This is a genomic window from Dolichospermum sp. DET69 (assembly GCA_017355425.1).
Classification (GTDB): Bacteria; Cyanobacteriota; Cyanobacteriia; order Cyanobacteriales; family Nostocaceae; genus Dolichospermum.
The window spans coordinates 1,577,561-1,602,194 of the sequence record CP070233.1 but is presented as its reverse complement, the minus strand read 5'-3'; the positions used below and the strand labels follow the sequence as shown (position 1 = coordinate 1,602,194).

Genomic DNA, 24,634 nt, shown 5'->3' with positions numbered 1-24,634 from the left:
CTACAGCACAATTAAGTATAACATGGGCAGGCAGGATGCCCACCCCACAAGAATATTATACTTATTGTGGGGTGGGCTTCTAGCCTGCCCAGAGTCAAAAATATTATTTTGATGTTTATTTCAGTCCACCCTAGACTACTTAAAATTTTTCAACTATCATTTATGATTCACAATAGCCAAAGTTAAATTTAGAACTTAGAATAGTGCAATCGCATCCTAATTGATTGGCTTGATACAGTGCTTTCTCAGCAGCTTCAAAAAATTCTGTTAAAGAAAAATCTATTGTAGGAATGGCACAGGCAATTCCTAAGCTTATGGTTAAGCTAGTCATGTTTGTTGTTTGAGTTTTTTTGCTTAACTCAGAAATTTTAATTTTCAATGATTTTACTAGTTCTCTAATTTCTTCAGCAATTAATATAGCTGTTTCTGCCTCAATTTGTGGCAGAATCAAAGCAAATTTTTTACCAGTATAACGAGCAACTAAATGATCTGGACATTTGATTACTGAATTAATTGCTTGAGCAACTTGATACAAGCAATCATCACCGACCTGATGCCCATAAACATTATTGTAAAGCTCAAGTTTATCTATATCTAATAATATTAAAGATAGAGGTTTTTGGATGCGTGTCATTCTTTGCCATTTTAATTCAAATCTATCATCAAAATATTTACGATTAGCAACTTGAGTCAGTTGATCAATATTAACTGACTCAAGTTGCAATTGTTTATTTTCTTTTTTTAATCTATTCGGACTCAGATCATTATTTTCTATAGGTAAATTTTGTTGAAAAAATACGCGATACATTTCACAAAAAGGTTGATAACTATGGCCATTTAATTTAATTAACCCTAAACTATTTAATTTATAAACCAAATTCGGCGACAAACATATATTACTATCTGTGGAATTTATAACTTGATTATATGCCTGAGATAATTCTGCATCTTTTTGTAATATATTGAGTAAATTTCTTAAATGTCCGCTATAAATACCATTATTAAGCTCACAATTATCTAGCAGTTCTGGTAAAGAAATTCTCTGTTGGTGGAGATAATAGAAAGCCTGATGAATTAAATAGGGCTGTCCTCCCACCTGATACATTAAGTTTTTCACAGATTGATGATCACACCAATCAAGTTCGTATCGTCTAGCCAATTCTGTCACTTGCTCGACTGTAAATTCTGGTAATTTCAATGACAAACCAACATTAAACGGAGATTGATTAATATTTAAAGGAATATAAACTTCGGTGGAGTGCAATAATACCAAACGGACTTTTTGCCAAATTGGAGTTTGTTTAGCTTGTTCATGCCAACTGCGGAGCATAAGTAAAAAATCTTGGGCAACTTGTTGATATTGAAAAATACAATCTACATCATGCAAAATTAAAACTAATGGATTCTTAATCTGCTCTAATAAATAACCCTCAAAATAAATTGAAGCACTAATTTTACTCCCAATTTCCTCATCCCAATAATCATCTAGACGTGATGCAAGTGACAACTTCCGAGTCACATTCACACAAAACCAGCGCAGAAAATTATTCAGACTAAAAAAAGTTTGGCTATCTACTAGTTTGAAGTCTATAGTAACCACTGAATATTTCTGTGTCTGAGCTTGATGAATTAGCTGCAACATCAAAGAACTTTTGCCCATGTGCCGAGGTGCTTGAATACGAATTAAACTCCCTGGTTTGAGTAATTCCGTGTAAGCATCGCTTTCAATTGGTGGGCGTTCAATATAAAATGGAGAATTGGCTGGCAGTTGATCACCCGGTAAAGTAATATTTTCCTTCATTTACACTCTATTTTGTTGATTAAGAATATTTAAGGTAATAAAGACTACCAATAAAATTACTTATTATTTAACTTCTATCAGCCCTTTGGGAAAATAAGTTACAAAAATTAACACTTCCCTGGGTTCATGTAATAATGTCCTTACCTTAAACGCCCTGAGCGCAGAATATTGATAACTAACCACAATCCTAATAAACTAGCAGCAGCAAATAGGATATTACTGATAAATGATAGCTGAGATGTTTGCGCCTGACTAGAAATAATAGCAGCTCCCATAATCAAAGAACCAACTAAGATGCTAAATGAAAGACGATTAGCAGCATCATCTAAGGTGCGACGCATACCATCTAATCCATTTAATGATAGATTCCATTGTAACGTTTCTGAAGTTACCCGGTCTAATAATAGTTCAATTTGTCGGGGAGATTGCAAAGATAGACTTTTAAGATCTAAGGCCGTGCGTAAGAGCGATGTTACCGGACTATCTCCCAATAACTGACGACGAAATAAATCTGTAATTAATGGTTTAATTTCATCAAATAAATTCACCTGTGGATTAAAACTTCGGGTTACTCCCTCCAAATTTGCTAAGGTTTTTGCATATAAACCCATATTACTAGGCAATCTGATTTGATTATTTCTGGCAATTTGCAAAATTTCATAAATTACCTGACTAAAATTCATTTCCGTTAAATTAACATTATGATACTTTCTCAACATCCGATCATAATCACTTTCCAACCTAGCTAAAATAATTGGTTGTACCGAATCTGAAAGTTGAATAGTTAATTGAGCGCATCTTTGAGCATCTAAATCAACAATTGCCAATAACATTTCTGTTAATATTTGTTGGGTACGGGGATCAAGTCTACCCATCATTCCACAGTCTAAAATCGCAATGCGACCATCTATCAAATAGAATAAGTTACCAGGATGGGGATCAGCATGAAAGAAACCATCAATATATATTTGCTGAAAAAAGGCGCGAAATAGTAAAGTCGTAATTTCTTTTCGCTGATTGCTATCACGACTTAAATCTGCTGCAAGTAAAGGTACACCGTCTAACCATTCCATGACTAACACTTTTTTTGTCGTTAAATGCCAGTAAATTTCCGCAACTACTATTTGCTGGGGATCATACCAACGACTTTGGGATAAATTACGGCGTAATTGATCTGTAAAACCTGCTTCGCGGGTAAAATCTAATTCAGCTTCTAAAGCTTTGGTAAATTCCTCTGCAATAGATTTAATATCAGCAGTTTGTCCAAAATCTGTCAAAGCCACCAAATCTGCAATCCCTTGAATCAAAGTGATATCTTGGGCAATAGTCTCATCAATTCCCGGACGTTGCACCTTGATAGCTACTTCTCTACCATCTGGTAAAGTAGCGCGATGGGTTTGGGCAATTGATCCCGCTGCTACAGGAATATGATTAATAGTAGTGAAAGTTTCTTCCAGTGAAGTTTTTAGCTGTTTACGAATCAGTATTTCTACCTCTAACCAAGAAACTGGAGGAACTTCATCTTGGAGAGTTGACAATTCCTCGATATAAGCAGCACCAAGTAAATCAGGACGGGTAGAAAGTAGCTGACCAAGTTTGACATAAACAGGGCCTAAATCCACCAAAATATTTTTCAACACAGCCGGGGGAGGTAGCTGAGGTTTATCAGCCTTACCACCAGTTAACAGTGTTCTCATGTAGTCCCAGCCATTGCGAAGAACTACTTCAATAATTTCTCGTTGACGAGGAACGGTTTGGGTTAAGAACATTTTTGGTAATTGGTAATTGGTAATTGGTAATTGGTAATTGGTAATTGGTAATTTTCCTCCTTTCTTCTTCCTTCTGTCTTCTTTTCTTCTTCCTTCTGTCTTCTTTTCTTCTTTCTCCTGACTCGGTGACTCGGTGACTCCTGACTCGGTGACTCCTAACTCCTGACTCGGTGACTCGGTGACTCCTGACTTCTTTCTCCTGACTCGGTGACTCCTAACTCGGTGACTCCTAACTCGGTGACTCGGTGACTCCTGACTCCTAATTCCTGAAATATGATGTTTTTGATCAGCAATAATAAAGTTTGATTGCGATCGCCAAAAAAAGAGGCTCAAATCTGTTAATTGACATATACTGTCACAAAATACCATCAACAGTCTAGTTATAATCAAGAACAAGACTTTGAGCCATCTACCAAGGGTTTTAACTTTTACAATAAGTCCGTAAATCGATCATCATTTTGCAGAATTTTGAGGATCTGCTTGATTTCTTGAGTCCGGTCTTTTTTAACTACTAGGGTAACATTGCGATCGCGGACAATTACCACATCTTCTAAACCAATAGTGACAATTACATCATCAGGATTGGAGGCATAAACAATTGCGCCTTGGGTATCTAACCCCACATGGGTAGCAAGTTCTACGTTAGGCTTATCGGACTGCTTCAGTAACCGTTCAATAGCATTCCAATCACCCAGATCATCCCAACCAAATGCTACCGGCAAAACATAAGCTAGACTGGTTTTTTCCATCAGCGCGTAATCTATACTTTTCTTAGGCAACTGGGGATAAATATCAGGTCCTTGTTGTTCCAAAGGTTCAATAATTTCTGGTGCATGGGTACGTAATTCCTCCAGAACAACACCAGCTCGAAAAACGAACATCCCACTATTCCAGCTAAACCGTCCCGTTGATAAAAAAGTTTCCGCCGTTTCCCGGTCAGGCTTTTCAGTAAAACGGTTAACATGATAGGCGCAGCAATTATTAAAGCTACCTATCTTTTCACCTTGTTCAATATAACCATAACCAGTTGATGGGAAATTAGGTTTAATACCCAAAGTCACAATTGCTGGTTTGTTAGTTGCCAAATCCCTAGCAGCAGCTAAAGTTTCTGCAAATAGCTCCTTGTCAGCAATCCAGTGGTCAGCAGGAAAAAAGCCGATAATAGCATCTTCCCCGTAACGCTTTTTAATTTCTAAACTTGTCCAAGCAACAGCCGCAGCAGTGTCTCTACCCTGTGACTCAACCAGTAAATTTGACTCTGGCAAATCTGGAAGTTGTTCTCGCACCCCTTGAGCAATGGGACTAGAAGTAATAACCCACAAATTTTCCCAACCGCCAGCCAGAGTTAATAACCGATCAGCAGTTGCTTGTAGTAAGCTTCTAGAGCTACCATCAAGGCTTAAAAATTGTTTAGGTCTGTCTAGTCGGCTCAGAGGCCAAAAACGCTCACCTTTACCCCCAGCCAGAATCACAGGAAAAAATAAATTATTCATATTGTTGGCATATACAGGTAATTCAGAACAATAATAAGTGTACATTCATTCAATTTTAAATTGTCTCTACCGTTAAAGAGGTAAGAGAGAACAGAGTATTTTGAGTTTTAACTCGCAATATTTTTAGCTTGTATTAACATACCTTTAAGGAGTGGTTGAGTGGGGAGAAAATTATGATTAAGCAAATTCAATGGTCAGAAAATCAGGTAGCACCTCAACAAGTGCCAACCTTAGAACAGGAGGTTAAACAGCCACCAGTTCAAAAATTGGAAAATCAGGTAGCACCTCAACAAGTACCAGATCCAACTTCACCGGTGAAACCAAAACAACCAGTCAACTCTTCTCATAACGTCATTGAATCCGTGGGTGCTATTCCCAATGAAATCTATGACCGCTTAGGCTTAACAGTCCCACGCTGGTTATTGTGGTTACTAACCATTGTTTTAGGGATAATTTTATCTGGATTACTAGCATCAAGTTTGGCACTATGGACTCCGCTATGGAGTAATCTAGACCAAGCGAAAGATGATGAATTCGGTTCTAATAAACAAGACCAAATAAAAGTACCTGGGGATTTATGGACTAAGCTTTCTCAGTACAAACTATCAAAACCCATGAACATTTTAATTATGGGTATTGAACCGGTTCCAGGGACTGTAAACGGTTCACCAGAAAGTTTTGCTGGTAGCAGTGATACCATGATGTTGGTTAGACTAAATCCTAGTGATAAATCTATTCGTCTCCTGTCAATTCCCAGAGGGACAATGATTGCCATTCCTGAACAAGGATTAACTAAGGTATCTGAAGCTAACGCCAAAGGTGGTCCAGTTTTAGCCGCAAGAGTAGTTAGTCGTAGTTTAAACAATGCTCCCATAGATCGGTATATCCGCATTTCTACCAGCGGCTTTCGGGAATTAGTGGAACAGTTGGGTGGTGTGGATGTGTTTGTTCCCCAAACCATGAATTATCAAGATCAGGCTGGTGGCTTTGCCATGAATTTAACCAGTGGTTGGCAAAGTCTCAATGGTGAACAAGCCGAACAATTTGCCCGTTTTCGGGAAGAAGGCATGGGGGATTTACCCAGAGTGCAGCGACAACAAGCACTAATAACTGCGTTAATGCAACGCCTCAACAGTCCCATCGTTTTACCCAGGTTGCCCCAATTAACTCGCAGCATGAGAAAGTATTTTGATACCAACCTAAAAATGGAAGAAATGATGGCATTGGCGAATTTTTCCGTCAATGTAGAACGGGATAATTTCCAAATGGCCATGTTACCTGGTACTTTTAGTAAATTCAGTCAAGATCGCAATAGCTATTGGTTGAATATGACTGGTCAACAAAGCTTATTAAATGATTATGTTGGTGTAAACGTAACTGGGATTAAATCAGATAACAGACCAGTTTCTATCCGCAGAATTGCCATTCAAAATACGACTAATCAACCTCAGCTAACAGAAAAAGTGATTTCCTATCTCAAACAGAAAGGTTTTACTAATGTTTATGCAATCCCAGATTGGCCAGATACTCAACGTCAAACTCAGATTATTGTCCAAAAAGGCAGTCGAGAACCAGGAATTGACTTGCGACAAGTTTTAGGTTTAGGACAAATCGAAGTTTCTGGAAATGGCGATTTGGAATCTGACCTGACAATTCGCATTGGTAAAGATTGGAAATAGTCAGTTAACAGTTGACGGTTGACGGTTGACGGTTGACGGTTGACAGAAATTTAGTCAATGGTGCGTTACGGTTTCACCTAACGCATCCTAGAAATACTACTAACAAATAACAAATTTATGAACAGGATTTTGTTAAGGTTTTTAAGTTTAATTTTTATTTTGGTGGGATTGTCCGTAATTATGAATTCCCAACCAGCCTTAGCTCAAATTAATACGATTAATTATAATAATGCTAGTCTAGAAAATCGTGACCTTTCCCATACTAATTTAGTCGGGGGAACTTTTGTCGCTGCCGAAATGCGGGGAACAAATTTTCAAGGTGCGAATTTAACCAATGCAATTTTTACCAAAGGCGTTTTATTAAAAGCAAATTTAGAAAGCGCAAATTTAACAGGCGCTTTAGTTGACCGTGTTACCTTAGATAGTGCTAATCTAAAGAACGCTATTTTCACAGAAGCAACTTTAACCCGCAGCCGTTTTTATGATGCGGATATCACTGGTGCTGATTTTACCGACGCACTAATTGACCGTTATCAAGTATCCCTACTCTGTGAAAGAGCTAATGGTATTAATCCAGTAACTGGTATTTTTACAAGAGAAAGTTTGGGTTGTCGGTAGGAAATTGACAACTGACCACTAACAATTGACCAATAATATTCGTGACTGAACAAAAACAAGGACAAAAACCTGCGCGTTCTTTCGCCGGCATTGCTGGTATAGTTGCCGCAGCAACATTAATTAGTAAAGTATTTGGTTTAATTAGACAGCAAATCATCGCGGCAGCTTTTGGTGTGGGTGCAGCGGCTACAGCTTATAGTTATGCCTATATTATTCCCGGTTTTCTGTTAATTTTACTTGGTGGTGTCAATGGACCTTTACATAGTGCTGTTGTCAGTGTTTTAGCCAAACACAAAAAAGAGGAAGCAGCACCGATAGTAGAAACTGTAACAACTCTTGTGGGTGGGTTGTTGCTAGTAGTGACATTTGTGCAGATTTTTTGCGCTGAGTCCATTATTGATCTAGTTGGTCATGGCTTAGAAGCAACTACAAGAGCGATCGCTATCCGTCAAATCCAAATCATGGCACCGTTGGCTTTATTTGCCGGCTTAATTGGTATTGGGTTTGGGACTTTAAATGCAGCTAATCAATATTGGTTACTATCAATTAGTCCTTTATTATCTAGTATTACTGTTATTATTGGTATTGCTATTTTAGCTGGGCAATATGGCAAAGAAATTATTAATTCAGAATATGCTTTAATCGGTGGTATGGTATTGGCTTGGGGAACTTTAGCAGGAGGAATTTTGCAATGGTTAGTCCAGTTAATTGTCCAATGGCGGTTAGGATTAGGGAAATTACGCCTCAGATTTGATTTTAAATCTCCTGGTGTGCAAGAAGTAATTAAAATCATGACTCCAGCAACAATATCATCAGGAATGATGCCAATTAATGTTGCTACGGATCTTTATTTTGCCAGTCCTATTGTCGGTGCAGCCGCAGGTTTTAACTATGCCAATCTTTTAGTTCAAACTCCTTTAGGAATTATTTCTAATATTATTTTATTGCCTTTATTACCAACATTTGCCAAACTTTCCCACCCAGACGATTGGGGAGAATTAAAATTACGTATTCGGCAAGGACTTTTACTAACTGCCGTTACCATGTTACCTTTAGGGGCATTAATGGTGTCCTTAGCTGTGCCAATTGTCCAGGTAGTTTATCAACGGGGAGCATTTAAACAAGAAGCTACTCAGTTAGTATCTTCTCTATTAGTTGCCTACGGAATTGGAATGTTTGTCTATCTAGGGCGTGATGTTTTGGTCAGAGTATTTTATGCTTTAGGTGATGGGCAAACACCTTTTAAAATTAGTATATTTAATATTGTTCTCAATGCTGTATTAGACTTAATATTTGTTGAACCTTTTGGAGCACCGGGTTTAGTTTTAGCTACAGTTGGAGTTAATTGTAGTTCAATGTTAATGTTGTTATTCTTGCTCAACCGTAAATTAAATGGCTTACCTTGGCAAGAATGGTGTGTGCCAATTTTGGGTTTAACAGTTGGTAGTATCCTCGCTGGAGGAGCTAGTTTTGCAACTTTAATGGCTGCCCAGCAAGTGTTAGGTAAACAGGGTTTAATTAGTTTATTAATAGAATTATCTATATCTGCTGTAGTGGGAATTGGGGTATTTGCCATAATTACTTCTAGGATGAATATTCCAGAAGTAAATACTTTTGTAATGAAGATTAGACAGAGGTAGGGGCAAACCCCCCGTGGTTGCCCTCATAATTAACGGGGCAACCACAGGGGGATTGCCCCTACGTTGTTGCCCTCATAATTAACGAGGCAACCACAGGGGGATTGCCCCTACGTGGTTGCCCTCATGATTAACGGGGCAACCACAGGGGGATTGCCCCTACGTGGTTGCCCTCATGATTAACGGGGCAACCACAGGGGGATTGCCCCTACGTGGTTGCCCTCATGATTAACGGGGCAACCACGGGGGGATTGCCCCTACGTGGTTGCCCTCATGATTAACGGGGCAACCACGGGGGGATATTCACGGGGCAACCACGGGGGGATATTCACGGGGCAACCACGGGGGGATATTCACGGGGCAACCACGGGGGGATATTCACGGGGCAACCACGGGGGGATATTCACGGGGCAACCACGGGGGGATATTCACGGGGCAACCACGGGGGGATATTCACGGGGCAACCACGGGGGGATATTCACGGGGCAACCACGGGGGGATATTCACGGGGCAACCACGGGGGGATATTCACGGGGCAACCACGGGGGGATATTCACGGGGCAACCACGGGGGGATATTCACGGGGCAACCACGGGGGGATATTCACGGGGCAACCACGGGGGGATATTCACGGGGCAACCACGGGGGGATATTCACGGGGCAACCACGGGGGGATATTCACGGGGCAACCACGGGGGGATATTCACGGGGCAACCACGGGGGGATATTCACGGGGCAACCACGGGGGGATATTCACGGGGCAACCACGGGGGGATTGCCCCTACTTAGCCTAAAAATATGAAATAGCATCTATCGAAAAACTCAATTCCGGGCTAAACTAATCAGTTAGCAGTGCTGTTGATGTTGACATTTAATTTTACGAGAGGTTATGGGCAAAAGTCCAACAGATGGCAGTATTACCCTCCTCTAAGCTGGTGAGGCAGTCTCTCAGCGCGGGGGAGACTTTAGGAGATTTCTATTATGCTTACACAGGAAATTCGCAATTCCTTAGATATTGCTGACTTGAATCAGCTTAAATGTGATTTGAACTGTCTACAGCCCGTAGATGTAGGGGAATATATTACACAATTGCCTGAAAAACAAAGAGCGATCGCTTTCCGATTACTCAATAAAGATCAGGCCATAGATGTATTTGAATATTTACCCACAGAAGTACAGGAAGACCTCATAAATTCCCTCCATGATGCCCAGGTAGTTGATCTCGTAGAAGAAATGAGTCCCGACGAACGGGCAGAATTATTTGACGAACTACCAGCGGGAGTAGTCAAACGCCTATTACAACAACTCAGTCCTGAACAAAGACAAGCCACAGCAACGATTCTCGGCTATCCCGAAGGGACTGCGGGACGGGTAATGACGACTGAATATGTCCGCTTACGACGCGGATTAACTGTTGGTGAAGCCCTCAGTAAAATCCGCTTGCAAGATGAAGATAAGGAAACAATTTACTACGCCTATGTTACTGACGATAATCGTAAATTAGTCAGTGTTGTTTCTTTGCGTCAGCTATTATTTACCTTTCCCGATGTTTTAATTAAGGATATTGCCAGTCCCCACGTCGTCAAAGTCAAGACAGAAACCCCACAGGAAGAAGTCGCCCGGATTATGCAGCGTTACGATTTAATCGCTATGCCTGTAGTTGATAGAGAAGATAGATTAGTTGGTATTATTACGATTGATGATGTAGTAGATATTTTAGAAGAAGAAGCTACAGAAGATATCCAAAAATTGGCAGGGGTCAGTGGTGACGAAGAAGCTTTATCTTCCCCACTAATGACCATTCGCAAACGCTTGCCTTGGTTACTGGGGATTATGGGATTGTATATTGGTGCTGCCTGTGCGATCGCTCCCTTTCAACAAGTCATCGCTGCTGTACCAGTTCTCGCCGTGATTATGCCCATATTTTCTAACACAGGTGGCACTGTAGGTATCCAAGCTTTAACCGTAACTATTCGCGGTTTAGGTGTAGGGGAAGTCACACCTGAAGACACTGGCAAAATTCTCCGCAAAGAACTTTTAGCAGGTTTAGGAACAGCCGTAGCTTTAGGGATGACAATGGTTGCCCTTTCCCTGATTTGGGCTAAACCCCAAGAAAGATGGGTGGCTTTAATAGCAGGGGCAGTTATGGCTACTAATACAATGGTGGCTGTTACTTTAGGAACTTTGTTACCAATGGGTTTAAAGCATCTCAAACTAGATCCGGCTTTAATGAGTGGTCCACTAGTGACAACAATGCTAGATACAATTGGTTTTTTAACATTCCTCAGTATGATTTCTTTTGCTTTGAAGGTGTTTCATTTACAACCTTGAGATATTGAGAGTTAAACTTTGTGAATTTTTTGGCTATTGACACTCTCAGCACGCTTTGTGACTGAGATTCTTTAATCAACGAGCCAACTTACAATTGCTGGATTACTCCAACAAAAACAGAGGTCGATTCTCCTAAAGCGTTAATGACCGTATCCCTACCGGACTCGATTTTCGATTTTTGCATTTCATTTTTGACCAAATTTAGCTTTCCTAAACTGCAATACCGTTAGGTATGACTACGCACTCAACCAAATAAGTTAAGTTTTTACGTCGTTTAGTTATACTTAAATTCTATAATCATCTACATCCTATCACATCTACTGTTGCCAGTTAATGAGTTAGGCTAAATATTTTCGCCCGTGTCGCTTATATCTCAGCACGCTTTGTGACTGAGCTTTACGCTTACCGGGTAATACTGTAAATCAAATAGCTCCTTATGCCTACAACTACTTGGAATCGTCATCATATTCTTTCATTATCAGATTTTACCAGCAATGAATATAACGCCGTTTTACAAACTGCTGCCTCCTTTCAAGAGGTACTATCACGACGGACAAAGAAAGTCCCCACATTACAGGGACAGGTAGTAGCAAATTTATTTTTTGAACCTTCAACACGGACTCGCAGTAGTTTTGAAATAGCTGCAAAAAGGTTAAGTGCAGATACTCTCAATTTTGCTGCGGCTACATCTTCCATGACAAAGGGAGAAACAATTCTTGACACAGCAAAAACTTATTTGGCAATGGGAACTGATATTATGGTAGTCCGCCATAGGGATGCAGGAGTTCCGCAAGCGATCGCGCAAGAAATGGATCGTTTAGGTGTAAAAGTTAGCGTCCTCAATGCTGGTGATGGACAACATGAACATCCATCTCAAGGATTACTAGATTTATTTACAATTTGTAGTTTAATTGACCCATCACAACCAAGAATTGAATTATTACAAGGTAAAAAAATTGCCATTGTTGGCGATATTTTACATTCTCGTGTTGCCCGTTCTAATATTTGGAGTTTAATCGCTAGTGGTGCAGAAGTTCATCTAGCAGCACCACCGACTTTATTACCTAAGTTCTTCGCTGAATATTTAGGATGTACAGATCCAAAAAACTTGATATCTCAACGATTATTTACTCATTGGCAACTAGAACCAGCTTTAGAAAATGCTGATTTTGTTATGACATTGCGCTTGCAAAAAGAACGCATGACTGCCCATTTATTACCTAGTTTAAGAGAATATCATCAACTATTTGGCATTACTCGCGCCAAGTTAAAATTCTGTAACCCTAATGTTAAAGTATTGCATCCAGGTCCAGTGAATCGGGGTGTAGAAATTAGTTCTGATTTAATGGATGATCCTGAATTCAGCTTAATTCAATCTCAGGTAACTAGCGGTGTAGCAGTACGAATGGCACTTTTGTATTTTATTGGTAGTGGTAGGGCTTAATTAATCGTCATAGTGTAGTAATTACATCCTTGAACGTAATGTTTAATCTTGATAATGCGTCTAAGCATAAATACTATTTTATAAATGGAAACTGGAAGCGAGAGTACAAGATTTAATTCTATTGAATTGCTATATTATAAATAGTGAAATTTTAGAGGATTTTCGTGTTCAGTTTTACCCATTTACTCTTGCTTTACATCTTTTTATAAACTTATATACAACTTTTACTACCCAACAGTGTGCTAGTCTAGCTATAATTTATTACTACTTCTACTATTAGATACTTATACCGGAGATATACTGATAATGACTCTATCTAGTTTTGATGAAATAGCGAAATATTTAGAACAGCACGAAAACGCACAACGGATTAAAAAATTAATATTCTTTGCTTGTAAAAATGAGTGGGAAAATGATCAAGATACGCTAGATAGATTTAAATTACAAGAATTAATTCAAGAATTATCTAGTTTAAATCCCACAATAGATGACTTAACCTCAAGTTTATCTATGGCTGTTAAACATCTTAGTAAACCAAAACAATACTCCATAATTGCCAGGATCATTGTCAAAGAAATACAAAAATTATATCTAACCTCTGAAGAAAAGACAGGAATAATATTAAATCCACCTCACCAAGAAGAACAAACAGGAATAATATTAAATACATCTCATCAAGAAGAACAAACAGGAATAATATTAAATACATCTCATCAAGAAGAACAAACAGGAATAATATTAAATCCACCTCATCAAGAAGAACAAACAGGAATAATATTAAATCCACCTCATGAAAATATCCCTATATTTTATAGTCCTGAACAAAGATCATCAAATATCCCAACAAAAACTTCAACCAGTTTAAAAAAATCTCAATATAATCAATTTGATTTACGGCAAAATCTGATGAGATTTGCTAATCCAGTGAGAGTTAAAATAATTTTATTTTCTGCACTTTATAGGAAATTTACGTTCAGTGAAGAAGACTGGTTGAAACTTAAGACAGAAGAACTTGATAGTTTATTACAGCTATTATTTAATTCTTGTTCAACTATCAGAGAGCTTGAATCTAAAATCAATAATGCTGTAATTTCTTTAGGTAACCCAGATAAAAATATTCAATCAGCAGGTGTCATCATCCGAGTTATGCGAGTTTTATATAGTGAGATATCAACTAACGTCAATTCATATAAACCACCTAACAGTTCTTTATCTAAAGAAACTAGGCAACCAAATAAGTTTAACTATCAATCTGCACAAACTGAAACTGATGATGCAGATGATGATGATGACAATAATACCTGTCAAATTACAGTACCACCTACTTAAGATATAGGTAATAACAAATAATGAAGGCGGTCTTTGACTAGTTTTAATTTCAGATAAATTTGTAACAATAATTGAGAGAAAAATATGGATGCTAAAGAACTTCTGAAACGATATGCAAATGGAGAAACAACATTTATCAACGCAAGGTTAAATGGGGTAAATTTATTTGATGCAGATTTAATTGGTATAGGTTTGGATCAGGCAAATTTGTCTAATGCTATCTTAACTTTTACCTATCTAAATCAGGCGATTCTTAATAATGCAAATCTAACTCGTGCAAATCTCCGTGGTGCAAACCTAACTCAAGCAAAGTTGCAAAATGCCAACTTGCATGATGCTGATTTGCATGGTGCAACTTTACAAAGTGCTGATTTGCGTAATGCTAATTTAACTTTGGCACATTTGCAGGATGCGAACTTAATGGGTGCTGATCTCCGTGGTAGTGATTTGAGTAGTGCTAACCTAACAGGTGCTTGCCTCCGTGGTGCTAACTTGCGAGAAGAAAAAAGAGTCTATTCTTCCACTCTCAAGAGTGCTAACCTGCATAAGGCTGATTTGCGAGGTGCTAATTTAACGGGTGCAAACTTAGCTAATGCAAATCTAAGTGGTGCTAATTTAAGTGAAGCTATGCTACATAGTGTGGATCTGAGTGGTGCTAATCTCAGTGGGGCAATTTTACAAAATGCTACTTTAATTGAGACTAATCTGGAGGGTGCTAATTTGAATGGTGCTAACTTAATCAATGCTAGACTGGCAAATTCAAATTTGAATGAAGCTGAATTGATAGGCGCTAACTTGCATGGTGCGCTTATGGCACAGGCTACACTGATTAAAGCCAATATGAATCGAGCCAACCTCAGTTTTGCTAGACTGAGTAGAGCTAATTTGACTCGAGCTAATCTGCGTGAAGTTGATCTCACTGAAGCACAATTAATAGATGCAATTCTTGCTATGACAGACCTTACCAATGCTAATTTAACCAATGCAAATCTGCTCAGAGCAGAAATTAGTACGACAAATCTCACGGGTGCAAATTTAGATAACACAGTAATGCCTGACGGGACAAGTGGCTATTAAAAATCAGGAGATTTATGAGTAATTTCCTGAATTCAATGCTCTTTTCAATTATTCTATCCCATTGGAATTAAACCAAAAAATTTTACAAAAACTGGTAACAAATATGCCTACTTTAAAAGTCAGCCATTTTACCTCTTTATCCATACTTTCCTTGCTGATAAGTGGAAGTTGGATGTTTGTATGTGAATATAGTCCAGTTCAGGCTCAAATACCCAATAATAGTCAATACAACCAAAATTTTGATCGATATTTTGTTTATGTTGATAGCAGTAATTTACAACTTTTGCAGCGAGTTCGGCAAGTTGAACCTAATGCCTATATCCGCAATTATAATGGACGTAAAGTGATCCAATCTGGCGTTTTCAATGGACAATCTAATGCTCAACAACGGGTAAAAGAATTGGAATTTAATAGTATTATTGGCGCTCGCATTGTTAATTCTGAAAACATAGAATTAATACCTAATTATTCTGGATACAATACGCAAAACTATCCAAATAACTATCAAGAGGAAAAAAGAAATTCCTACTATGTAGTTATTCCTAGTAATGCTAATAATTTACGTTCCTTCGGTACAGAAATTCGCCAGAAAATTAGCATCAATATTAATGTATTTAGGAGAACTCAACCACTAGGAGCGCACATAGCTGTAGGACCATTTAGCGATCGCTTAGAAGCAGAACAATCGAATAGCTATTTGAAAAATCTAGGTTACGGTAATGCCAGAGTTTATTATGGAAAATAATTCTAAACTATGATTTTTGTGATGAAGATGATTAATTGCTTTAACAAATTAATTAATCATCTTCATCAAATTAATCAGATAAATCATAGTTCAGATTAATTAATCATCTTCATCAAATTAATCAGATAAATCATAGTTCAGATTAATTAATCATCTTCATCAAATGAATCACGCAAATCATAGTTCAGATTAATTAATCATCCTCATCAAATGAATCAGATAAATCATAGTTCAGATTAATTAATCATCTTCATCAAATGAATCACACAAATCATAGTTCAGATTAATTAATCATCTTCATCAAATGAATCACACAAATCATAGTTCAGATTAATTAATCATCTTCATCAAATGAATCACACAAATCATAGTTCAGATTAATTAATCATCTTCATCAAATGAATCACACAAATCATAGTTCAGATTAATTAATCATCCTCATCAAATGAATCACGCAAATCATAGTTCAGATTAATTAATCATCTTCATCAAATGAATCACGCAAATCATAGTTCAGATTAATTAATCATCTTCATCAAATGAATCACGCAAATCATAGTTCAGATTAATTAATCATCTTCATCAAATGAATCACGCAAATCATAGTTCAGATTAATTAATCATCTTCATCAAATGAATCACGCAAATCATAGTTCAGACTTTTTATGACAACTAAAGCAATGACTAAAGAACAATTTATTGTTACCGCAGCCCAAATGCGGGAAATAGAAACCCGAATATTTAATGCAGGAATGCCTGTAGCTGCTTTAATGGAAAAAGTAGGAGGATTAATTTCCCAACGCTTACAAGCTCTTATTACCCCAGAACAATGTGTAGGAATATTAGTCGGTCCTGGTCATAATGGAGGAGATGCCTTAGTAATAGCCCGTGAATTGCATTTTCATGGTTATGAAGTTTGGATTTATCAACCTTTTTCTAAATTGAAAGAATTAACTTCCCAACATTTTCAATATGCAGTAAGTTTAGGGATTCCCTGTTATCAAGAAATTTCCCAATTACCAAATAGTGATTTTCTAATTGATGGTTTATTTGGATTTGGTTTAGAAAGAGAAATTACTGATTCTGTAGCTGCGGCAATTAATCATTTTAATGCTAGAAATCAGCCCATTATTAGTATTGATATACCTTCAGGTTTGCATACAGATACAGGAGAAGTTTTAGGAACAGCTATTCAGGCAAATTATACATTTTGCTTGGGTTTATGGAAACAAGGTTTATTACAAGAACAAGCATTACCTTATATTGGTAAAGCCGAATTAATTGACTTTGATATTCCCTTAGCAGATATTCATGCTGTTATCGGTAATATTCCCCAAATCAAACGCATTACTAAAACAACAGCATTATCAACCTTACCTTTACCTCGTCCTCTCATTACCCATAAATACAAACAAGGACATTTATTATTAATTTGTGGTTCTCAACGTTATGCCGGTGGAGCAATTTTAACAGGTTTAGGTGCGCGAGCTTCTGGTATAGGAATGTTATCAATCGCTGTCCCCGAATCTCTGAGAATGTTGTTAGTTTCCCATTTACCAGAAGCGTTAATTATTGGTTGTCCCGAAACCGAAACAGGAGCAATTGCTAATTTACAATTACCAGAAAATATAGATATAAATTCATTTACCACAATTGCCTGCGGACCGGGTTTAACTAAAGATAGTATTTCTCTGCTTCCCCAAATAATTAAATGTGAATGTCCTCTAGTTCTTGATGCTGACGCTTTAAATATCTTGGCACAAATAGGCACTATCCCCACATTAAAACCACGAAAATCAGCCACCGTCCTCACACCCCATACAGGAGAATTTCAGCGGCTATTTCCGAATATTGCCTACACAGATAGAATCAAAGCCGTACAAACAGCAGCCCAAGAAAGTGGGGCTGTAGTCCTATTAAAAGGGGCAAGAACAGCTATATCTAATCCTCAAGGTAGTAGTGTTTGGATAAATCCCGAAAGTACCCCAGCCCTAGCCCGTGGAGGCAGCGGTGATGTATTAACTGGGTTATTGGGTGGACTATTAGCGCAAATTATGAATAAAGAAATTTTTATAGAAGATATAGTCGCAACTGCGGCTTGGTGGCATTCCCAAGCAGGAATTTTAGCAGCACAAGCGAGAACAGAATTAGGAGTTGATGCTTTTACACTGACACAATATTTATTACCAGTCTTGAAGCGATAAAAAAAGGCAAAAGGCAAAAGGCAAAAGGCAAAAGGCAAAAGGTAAAAGGTAAAGGGTAATAATTACCAATTACCAATTACCAATTACCAATTACCAGTTACCAATTACCAATTACTTAACTGTTACCTTACCACCAGCTTCTTCAACACGCTTCTTGATATCTTCAGCAGCATCCTTAGTTACAGCTTCCTTAATAGCTTTAGGAGCAGCTTCTACTAAATCTTTAGCTTCTTTCAGACCTAAACCTGTGATTTCACGGACGATTTTGAGGACAGCAATCTTCTTGTCTGCGGGTACAGAGTCCAAAATTGCATCAAATTCGACCTTTTCTTCTACAGCTTCAGCAACAGCACCAGGAGCAGCCATCATCATCATGCCACCAGCAGCAGGAGCAGCACTAACACCAAAAGCTTCTTCGATTTGCTTAACTAATTCAGAAGCTTCTAATAAACTCAGAGATTTTAATTGTTCTAAAATTGTTTCGGTTGCAGCAGACATGGATATAACTCCTAAAGAATTTTTGATTTGTTTGGGTTAAAAAAACCCGTGAGGGTTAGTTGTTACTTGTCAGTGATTACTCTTCACTGACTACCGCTGACTCAGCAGCACTTTCAGAACTATCGCTATTTTCTTTTTCAGCGACAGCTTGCAAAGCGCGAGCCAAGGAAGTGGGAACTTCGTTGATACCAACAGCCAGCTTGGTAGCCAGAGCGTTGATAGCACCAGCAATTTGAGCCATGAGTTGTTCCTTAGATGGCAAGTCTCCTAGAGCCTTGACATCAGCTTCACTCAGGACACGACCTTCCATAACACCACCGCGAATTTCTGATTTCTTGGTGGCTTTTTGGAATGCTTGGTAAGCTTTAATCGCAGATAAATCTTCTTTAACTAGCAGAAATGCCGAAGAACCGTTAAGTAATTCTGACATTGGCTGCCATTGTTCCTGATCCTTAATCGCAATGCCCATAAAGGTGTTTTTTGTCACCTTACAGATAGCACCACTAGGACGGAGTTGCCGACGCAAATCTGTGATTTCAGCAACTGTTAGCCCCTGATAATCAATTACCAGAGCTAAAGTTGATTCACTCAAAGAAACCTTAAGGTCAGCAACTATTTCTTTTTTGTTTTCTAACGTTCTTCCCATACTTATCTCACCTCCAAGGGCAAAATCATCTTAGTTGTCGGTTGTCAGTTGTCAGTTGTCAGTTGTCAGTTGAGAATTTTTACTCTATTTCCTGTCACCTGTCAGCTGTCACCTTTTTGCTGACACCCGGAAAAAACTTAACCCCAGCTATCTTAGCCAGGGTTTCAAAGTAGTATTTTTAAAGCCGCAGTTATCAAACTTCAGGCGGTTAAAATTACAACCTCGGCAGGGTATTAAGCTATTCGCATAGCACCTGCTGTCTCCGGCTTTGCTTATTTAATTTTGGTCTTTGCTAATTATTGATGATATTCATCTATTACCAATTACCCATTACCAAATTATGCAGCGTCAGTCAGTTTTAAATCCCGTAGGGCGCTGATGTCAATGGCAATTGATGGACCCATTGTTGAGGAAATATACAATGACCGCCAATAACGACCTTTAGCGCCTGAAGGACGGTTACGGTCAACTGACTCTTGTAATGCCTTCAGGTTTATTAATAAATCTTCAGGTGAAAAAGCAGTCTTACCAAACATAACATGGACAATCCCAGTTCGATCAGCCCGATATTCTAATTTACCAGCTTTGAATTCAGCGATCGCACTAGCAACATCAAATGTCACTGTTCCCCCCTTAGGTGAAGGCATCAAACCCCGTGGACCGAGTAATTTACCCAGCTTTGCTACCTGTGGCATCACATCTGGTGTAGCAATCAGCTTATCAAAGTCCATGAAACCTTTCTGAATCTGGTCAATTAGTTCTTCTGAACCAGCCAAATCAGCACCAGCATTAGTTGCTTCTGTGACTTTTTCGCCTCTAGCGATAACCGCTACCCGAATTATCTGTCCTGTACCTTTGGGTAGTGCTACTGTTGTCCGCAATTGTTGGTCTGTATATTTAGGGTCAATTCCTAAACGGATGTGAGCTTCAGCAGCTTCGGGAAATTTAGCGGTTGCTGTTTCTTTTAACAGAGCTAATGCTTCTAAGGGTGTATAATCCCGATCTTCTACTTTTTCTAGCAACGCCTGTAAGCGGCGTGATACTTTTTTTGCCATTTTTTTCTCCTGGGGTGATCTCGAAGCTGTGCTTCTCCCCCGATAATTTTTTAGTTAATGCTCAGTTGTCAGTCTTCAGTTGTTATTTTTACTGTCACCTGTCACCTGTCACCTATTCTGTGATAGTTACGCCCATATTTTTAGCAGTTCCTTCCACGATATTCATGGCTGCATCAATATCATTAGCGTTGAGGTCAGGAAGCTTGGTTTGAGCAATTTCGCGTAATTGCGTTCTGCTAATGCTACCAACTTTGGTTTTGTTGGGTTCATTTGAGCCTTTTTCAATCTTCGCTGCCTTGCGAATCAACACTGATGCTGGTGGAGTTTTGAGGACAAATGTAAAACTTCTATCTTCATAAACAGAAATTTCTACAGGTATTACCATTCCAGCTTGGTCTGCTGTTTTGGCGTTGTACTCTTTGCAGAACATCATGATATTAACACCATGTTGACCCAGTGCAGGACCAACTGGCGGTGCTGGGTTGGCTTTCCCAGCATTCAGGGCCAACTTAATGACCGCTACTACTTTCTTCGCCATTTGTATTTAGCTCTGTTTTTTAACCTGATTAAATTCCAATTCTACTGGTGTATCTCGTCCAAAGATTGAGAGTAGAGCTTTTAGTTTACTCCGTTCTGGGGAAACTTCAATCACCTCGCCTTCAAAATCCTTAAATGGACCAGAAAGCACAACTATCTTATCACCTGTAGCCATATCAATTATGACTACTGGCTCTTGTTCCATGGTTTGCTTGAATATGCGTTCAACTTCCGAAGGATTCAGGGGAACTGGCTTGACGTGGCCACGGCCTCTACCGCTTCCACGTTTTTGCTCTGCGCCCACAAAGTTAATGACGTGAGAGGTGTTTCTTACCACCTGCCATGTATCATCACTCATCACCATTCGTACTAACACATAACCAGGAAAAACCTTTTCTTCTGAAGGTAGACGTTTACCATCCTTACGGATTTTCACCGTTGGAGTGTGGGGAATTTCCACTTGGATGATTTTGTCAGCGACATCAAAAGTTTGGATTCGTTGCTCTAAATTTGTCTTTACCCGTTTCTCACAGCCAGAGGCTACTTGCACTGCATACCAGCGTGTTTCTTTTATCGCTGTTAAGAGTGTTTCCTCTAACTGCAACTCGGAGTTGCGCGGTTCGTCTGTTGCAGAAGTCATCAGAACACCTGTTTTGCTGCCCAAGCGAACAATCCATCGACCAAATATATCAAAGATGCGGAGAGTGTAACCATTAATAGTACAGCGGCTGATTCACTCACCAACTGTTTCCGACTGGGCCAAATTACTTTCTCAAGTTCTTCCTTTGTTCCTTGGAAAAAATTGTTTAAGTTAAACCCATTTTCGGTTTCTGGCATTTCTGCTTCATTTTTTTTGGCCACAGTCGTTATACCCCCGTTTCTTAAATAGCCCAACCTTGTGATTTTATTTTCAAGGTTTACAGCTTCGGCCTCAATTAACTAGTAATAGTAAAGCTATATGTTAAAAAAATTATACCCGAAATAATTAACGCTTTCTGCTGTTTTGGCAGTGACGTTATTGCTTCGGGCAATATTTTTCTTTTTTAGCGCGCCCTGGAGGACTTGAACCCCCGACATCAGGTTTTGGAGACCTGCGTTCTACCAACTGAACTAAGAGCGCACAAGCTTTTCTCGTTACAGTCATTGCGCTGAACTTTTTTTATTCTAACACAATTTCGACTCTGATTGTAACTTATTTTTTTTCTTTTGGCAAGTTAGCGGCGGATGCCGCTTGCAGACTGGGTTTTATCTGTTAATTCACCATTGGCAATTACAGAGGGCGGTCAAATCTTTGTTTAATCCGGGTTGCCTTACCAACTAGATCGCGGAGATAGTACAGTTTAGCCCGTCTAACTTTACCACGACGCAATACTTTAATGCTTTCAACTAGAGGAGAATGGAGTAAAAATACTCGTTCCACACCCACACCTTGGAAAACTTTACGGACTGTGATAGTTTCGTTAATGCCGCCATTGCGTCTAGCTATAACTACACCTTCGTAAGGTTGCACACGGAATTTAGTGCCTTCCTGAATTTTGACTCCTACCTTAACTGTGTCACCGACATAGATATCGGGTAAATCAGATTTCATCTGTTCCGCTTCAATTGAGCGGATAATCTCTTGCGCGTTCATTACTCTTTATCTTTTTTGAAAAAACTCACAATCGTCTATTATAAATCCATAATTGCCTGAGAGTTTAAAAATTTCCATTATTTAAATAAAAATTATTTACAAGTTTCCAAAACCTTTTACCTAACAACTGACAACTGACAACTGACAACTGACAACTGACAACTAACAACTGACAACTAACAACTAACAACTGACAACTGACAACTGACAACTGACAACTGACAACTGACCAATTACTGTTGTAAAATAGACAGTGTAAGGATTAAGGGGGAACCAGGTAACTGGTCATAAACGCCTATAGAGACTATCTTTGGCAATGTTCAAGGTTTAAAGTCCAGTCAGCTAAAACAACTCCAGCGACTGTACCACCAACGCATATCGGGTGATTGCATTACTACAACTGAGTTTGCTCAACGTCTGGCAGCAATTAGTACGGAAATTAATCAGCCTGTTTGTACTTACATTAACCGTCGCGGACAAGTGATTCGGGTAGGTGTAGGTAATCCGCGTCAAACTCAAATTCCGCCTCTAGAACTGCCTCGTTATGGTGCAGAACGTCTGAGCGGTATTCGTTGTTTATCCACCAACCTCAAATCAGAACCACCGCATGAGTCAGCATTGACAGCGATGGCTTTACAAAGGTTGGATGTCTTAGTAGTTTTAAATATTACTGGGGGAGGATTTACCAAGCGTGGTGGTGGTTCAACTGGATACGTGAAAGAAGCTTATTTAGCGCATCTGGTAGCCAATAATAGACAGTTAGTTGCTACTCAATCCTCTGGTATTAGTATTCCAGAGGCCGGAATATATTCCCACATATCACCACCTCTGAGTTTAGATGCTTTAGCCGATCAGGATTTTCTAGACTTAGTGGCAGGTTTAGAAGAGGAATTTAGTCGGGAATATATAGCTCAAGCAGTAGATGATGATCATGATCGGGTACTACTTGTTGGGGTATTAACGGAAAATACCAATCAGCAACAATTCCAAGATATCATGGTGGAATTGAGCCGGTTAGTGGATACGGCTGGAGGTGTTGTATTACAAATATTACAACAAAAGCGATCGCGCATTCATCCCCAAACAGTTATTGGTGAAGGTAAAGTCCAAGAAGTTGCCCTAACGGCGCAAACTTTAGGCGCAAACTTGGTAGTGTTTGATCGTGATCTTTCACCTTCCCAAGTCCGCAATTTAGAGGCGCAAATTGGTGTCAGAGTCGTTGACCGCACCGAAGTAATTTTAGATATCTTTGCCCAACGCGCTCAATCTGGTGCAGGTAAATTACAGGTAGAACTAGCACAGCTAGGGTATCTGCTGCCACGACTGACTGGCAGAGGTCAATCCATGTCCAGATTAGGGGGTGGTATTGGGACAAGGGGACCGGGTGAAACCAAACTAGAAACAGAACGCCGAGGTATTCAAAAACGGATTTCTCGACTGCAACACGAAGTTAATCAATTGCAAGCGCATCGTTGCCGATTACGTCAACGCCGACAACATCAAGAAGTTCCTTCGGTGGCCTTGGTGGGTTATACCAACGCTGGTAAATCTACTTTACTTAACGCCCTCACCAATTCCGAAGTATACACGGCTGACCAACTGTTTGCCACTCTTGACCCCACAACCCGACGCTTAACACTTCCTCATGCGGAGACGGGCGCACCCCAGGAAACTCTAATGACGGATACTGTAGGTTTCATCCATGAGTTACCTGCATCTTTAATGGATGCCTTCCGGGCAACTTTGGAAGAGGTTACAGAAGCGGATGCCTTGCTGCATTTGGTAGATTTATCTCATCCTGCTTGGTTAAGTCATATTCGCTCAGTTCGGGACATACTCGCGCAAATGCCGATTACACCAGGACCGGCGTTAGTTGCTTTTAATAAAATTGATCAAGTTAATAGTGAAACACTGGCTTTGGCTAGAGAAGAGTTTCCTTTAGCAGTGTTTATTTCTGCTAGTCAGCGTTTAGGACTGGAAACTTTGCGTCAGCGTTTATCTCTATTAATTCAGTACGCTGTTGGTGATGATTAGGGTATAGAGAAGCAGGAGCAGGAACAAGAATCTGGGGTTAGGAAAGAAATTTAGGTATTCTTTTCTCTCCTTCCTCCTCCTTCTTTCTCCTTCTTTCTCCTTCT

21 protein-coding genes, 1 tRNA gene and 1 other annotated feature are annotated in these 24,634 nt (G+C 39.2%); of the genes, 10 read left to right on the top strand and 12 right to left on the bottom strand.

What is annotated here, in order from left to right; all coding sequences use genetic code 11:
* Positions 1-160: 160 nt before the first annotated feature.
* The 3 genes from EZY12_07690 to EZY12_07680 all read right to left on the bottom strand — a co-directional run bounded on the left by EZY12_07690 (position 161) and on the right by EZY12_07680 (position 5,063).
* Entirely contained in the window at positions 161-1,801 is a 1,641-nt protein-coding gene (locus EZY12_07690; protein ID QSX69485.1) for an AAA-like domain-containing protein, read from the bottom strand.
* Positions 1,802-1,941: 140 nt separating this feature from the next.
* On the bottom strand, positions 1,942-3,570 hold the full coding sequence (locus tag EZY12_07685; protein QSX70567.1) for an AarF/ABC1/UbiB kinase family protein: 1,629 nt from the start codon (positions 3,568-3,570) through the stop codon (positions 1,942-1,944).
* A 428-nt stretch (positions 3,571-3,998) separates the two neighbouring features.
* Positions 3,999-5,063 (bottom strand): mannose-1-phosphate guanylyltransferase, encoded by a 1,065-nt coding sequence (locus tag EZY12_07680; GenBank protein ID QSX69484.1) that lies wholly within the window; start codon positions 5,061-5,063, stop codon positions 3,999-4,001.
* Positions 5,064-5,236: 173 nt separating this feature from the next.
* On the opposite strand from EZY12_07680, the gene EZY12_07675 reads away from it, so the two are divergent.
* From EZY12_07675 to EZY12_07635, 9 genes are all read left to right on the top strand, one after another.
* Positions 5,237-6,742, top strand: coding sequence for an LCP family protein (locus tag EZY12_07675; GenBank protein QSX69483.1), 1,506 nt, complete (start codon positions 5,237-5,239; stop codon positions 6,740-6,742).
* 117 nt (positions 6,743-6,859) lie between these two features.
* Positions 6,860-7,360, top strand: coding sequence for a pentapeptide repeat-containing protein (locus EZY12_07670; GenBank protein QSX69482.1), 501 nt, complete (start codon positions 6,860-6,862; stop codon positions 7,358-7,360).
* A 41-nt stretch (positions 7,361-7,401) separates the two neighbouring features.
* On the top strand, positions 7,402-9,000 hold the full coding sequence (gene murJ / locus EZY12_07665) for a murein biosynthesis integral membrane protein MurJ (GenBank protein ID QSX69481.1): 1,599 nt from the start codon (positions 7,402-7,404) through the stop codon (positions 8,998-9,000).
* A gap of 978 nt (positions 9,001-9,978) precedes the next feature.
* Positions 9,979-11,328, top strand: coding sequence for a magnesium transporter (mgtE, locus tag EZY12_07660; protein ID QSX69480.1), 1,350 nt, complete (start codon positions 9,979-9,981; stop codon positions 11,326-11,328).
* Between the two features lie 436 nt (positions 11,329-11,764).
* Positions 11,765-12,772 (top strand): aspartate carbamoyltransferase catalytic subunit, encoded by a 1,008-nt coding sequence (locus EZY12_07655; protein QSX69479.1) that lies wholly within the window; start codon positions 11,765-11,767, stop codon positions 12,770-12,772.
* A gap of 306 nt (positions 12,773-13,078) precedes the next feature.
* Positions 13,079-14,101: a hypothetical protein gene (locus EZY12_07650; GenBank protein ID QSX69478.1), complete on the top strand. Its 1,023-nt coding sequence runs from the start codon at positions 13,079-13,081 to the stop codon at positions 14,099-14,101.
* Between the two features lie 84 nt (positions 14,102-14,185).
* Complete coding sequence (locus EZY12_07645; GenBank protein ID QSX69477.1) at positions 14,186-15,178, top strand: pentapeptide repeat-containing protein; 993 nt, start codon at positions 14,186-14,188, stop codon at positions 15,176-15,178.
* Positions 15,179-15,281: 103 nt separating this feature from the next.
* Positions 15,282-15,923 (top strand): hypothetical protein, encoded by a 642-nt coding sequence (locus tag EZY12_07640; protein QSX69476.1) that lies wholly within the window; start codon positions 15,282-15,284, stop codon positions 15,921-15,923.
* Between the two features lie 680 nt (positions 15,924-16,603).
* Positions 16,604-18,127 carry an NAD(P)H-hydrate dehydratase gene (locus tag EZY12_07635; protein ID QSX70566.1) on the top strand — a complete coding sequence of 508 codons (1,524 nt, stop codon included), beginning with the start codon at positions 16,604-16,606 and terminating at the stop codon, positions 18,125-18,127.
* 111 nt (positions 18,128-18,238) lie between these two features.
* Here the strand turns inward: EZY12_07635 and rplL are convergent, their stop codons facing one another.
* From rplL to EZY12_07590, 9 genes are all read right to left on the bottom strand, one after another.
* Positions 18,239-18,625: a 50S ribosomal protein L7/L12 gene (gene rplL, locus EZY12_07630; GenBank protein ID QSX69475.1), complete on the bottom strand. Its 387-nt coding sequence runs from the start codon at positions 18,623-18,625 to the stop codon at positions 18,239-18,241.
* Positions 18,626-18,701: 76 nt separating this feature from the next.
* Positions 18,702-19,271: a 50S ribosomal protein L10 gene (locus tag EZY12_07625; GenBank protein ID QSX69474.1), complete on the bottom strand. Its 570-nt coding sequence runs from the start codon at positions 19,269-19,271 to the stop codon at positions 18,702-18,704.
* 126 nt (positions 19,272-19,397) lie between these two features.
* Positions 19,398-19,555, bottom strand: a sequence feature (ribosomal protein L10 leader region).
* Between the two features lie 54 nt (positions 19,556-19,609).
* Entirely contained in the window at positions 19,610-20,326 is a 717-nt protein-coding gene (gene rplA, locus EZY12_07620) for a 50S ribosomal protein L1 (protein QSX69473.1), read from the bottom strand.
* Positions 20,327-20,438: 112 nt separating this feature from the next.
* Positions 20,439-20,864, bottom strand: coding sequence for a 50S ribosomal protein L11 (gene rplK, locus EZY12_07615; GenBank protein ID QSX69472.1), 426 nt, complete (start codon positions 20,862-20,864; stop codon positions 20,439-20,441).
* 6 nt (positions 20,865-20,870) lie between these two features.
* Positions 20,871-21,503: a transcription termination/antitermination protein NusG gene (nusG, locus tag EZY12_07610; GenBank protein QSX69471.1), complete on the bottom strand. Its 633-nt coding sequence runs from the start codon at positions 21,501-21,503 to the stop codon at positions 20,871-20,873.
* Entirely contained in the window at positions 21,503-21,724 is a 222-nt protein-coding gene (secE, locus tag EZY12_07605; GenBank protein ID QSX69470.1) for a preprotein translocase subunit SecE, read from the bottom strand. Before secE ends, nusG begins: the two co-directional genes overlap by 1 nt.
* Before the next feature lie 186 nt (positions 21,725-21,910).
* A tRNA-Trp gene (locus EZY12_07600) sits at positions 21,911-21,983 on the bottom strand.
* Positions 21,984-22,133: 150 nt separating this feature from the next.
* Positions 22,134-22,496, bottom strand: a complete 363-nt coding sequence (gene rplS / locus EZY12_07595; protein ID QSX69469.1) for a 50S ribosomal protein L19 — start codon at positions 22,494-22,496, stop codon at positions 22,134-22,136.
* A gap of 64 nt (positions 22,497-22,560) precedes the next feature.
* Positions 22,561-22,707 carry a hypothetical protein gene (locus EZY12_07590; GenBank protein ID QSX69468.1) on the bottom strand — a complete coding sequence of 49 codons (147 nt, stop codon included), beginning with the start codon at positions 22,705-22,707 and terminating at the stop codon, positions 22,561-22,563.
* Positions 22,708-22,793: 86 nt separating this feature from the next.
* Between EZY12_07590 and hflX the strand changes: the two genes are divergently transcribed.
* Positions 22,794-24,530, top strand: coding sequence for a GTPase HflX (gene hflX, locus EZY12_07585; protein QSX70565.1), 1,737 nt, complete (start codon positions 22,794-22,796; stop codon positions 24,528-24,530).
* Positions 24,531-24,634: the final 104 nt, after the last annotated feature.

Coding starts and splice junctions, on each gene's coding strand:
- EZY12_07690 (QSX69485.1), bottom strand. CDS start 1,801: ATGAAGGAAAATATTACTTTACCGGGTGATCAACTGCCAGCCAATTCT.
- EZY12_07685 (QSX70567.1), bottom strand. CDS start 3,570: ATGTTCTTAACCCAAACCGTTCCTCGTCAACGAGAAATTATTGAAGTA.
- EZY12_07680 (QSX69484.1), bottom strand. CDS start 5,063: ATGAATAATTTATTTTTTCCTGTGATTCTGGCTGGGGGTAAAGGTGAG.
- EZY12_07675 (QSX69483.1), top strand. CDS start 5,237: ATGATTAAGCAAATTCAATGGTCAGAAAATCAGGTAGCACCTCAACAA.
- EZY12_07670 (QSX69482.1), top strand. CDS start 6,860: ATGAACAGGATTTTGTTAAGGTTTTTAAGTTTAATTTTTATTTTGGTG.
- mgtE (QSX69480.1), top strand. CDS start 9,979: ATGCTTACACAGGAAATTCGCAATTCCTTAGATATTGCTGACTTGAAT.
- EZY12_07655 (QSX69479.1), top strand. CDS start 11,765: ATGCCTACAACTACTTGGAATCGTCATCATATTCTTTCATTATCAGAT.
- EZY12_07650 (QSX69478.1), top strand. CDS start 13,079: ATGACTCTATCTAGTTTTGATGAAATAGCGAAATATTTAGAACAGCAC.
- EZY12_07645 (QSX69477.1), top strand. CDS start 14,186: ATGGATGCTAAAGAACTTCTGAAACGATATGCAAATGGAGAAACAACA.
- EZY12_07640 (QSX69476.1), top strand. CDS start 15,282: ATGCCTACTTTAAAAGTCAGCCATTTTACCTCTTTATCCATACTTTCC.
- EZY12_07635 (QSX70566.1), top strand. CDS start 16,604: ATGACTAAAGAACAATTTATTGTTACCGCAGCCCAAATGCGGGAAATA.
- rplL (QSX69475.1), bottom strand. CDS start 18,625: ATGTCTGCTGCAACCGAAACAATTTTAGAACAATTAAAATCTCTGAGT.
- EZY12_07625 (QSX69474.1), bottom strand. CDS start 19,271: ATGGGAAGAACGTTAGAAAACAAAAAAGAAATAGTTGCTGACCTTAAG.
- rplA (QSX69473.1), bottom strand. CDS start 20,326: ATGGCAAAAAAAGTATCACGCCGCTTACAGGCGTTGCTAGAAAAAGTA.
- rplK (QSX69472.1), bottom strand. CDS start 20,864: ATGGCGAAGAAAGTAGTAGCGGTCATTAAGTTGGCCCTGAATGCTGGG.
- nusG (QSX69471.1), bottom strand. CDS start 21,503: ATGACTTCTGCAACAGACGAACCGCGCAACTCCGAGTTGCAGTTAGAG.
- rplS (QSX69469.1), bottom strand. CDS start 22,496: ATGAACGCGCAAGAGATTATCCGCTCAATTGAAGCGGAACAGATGAAA.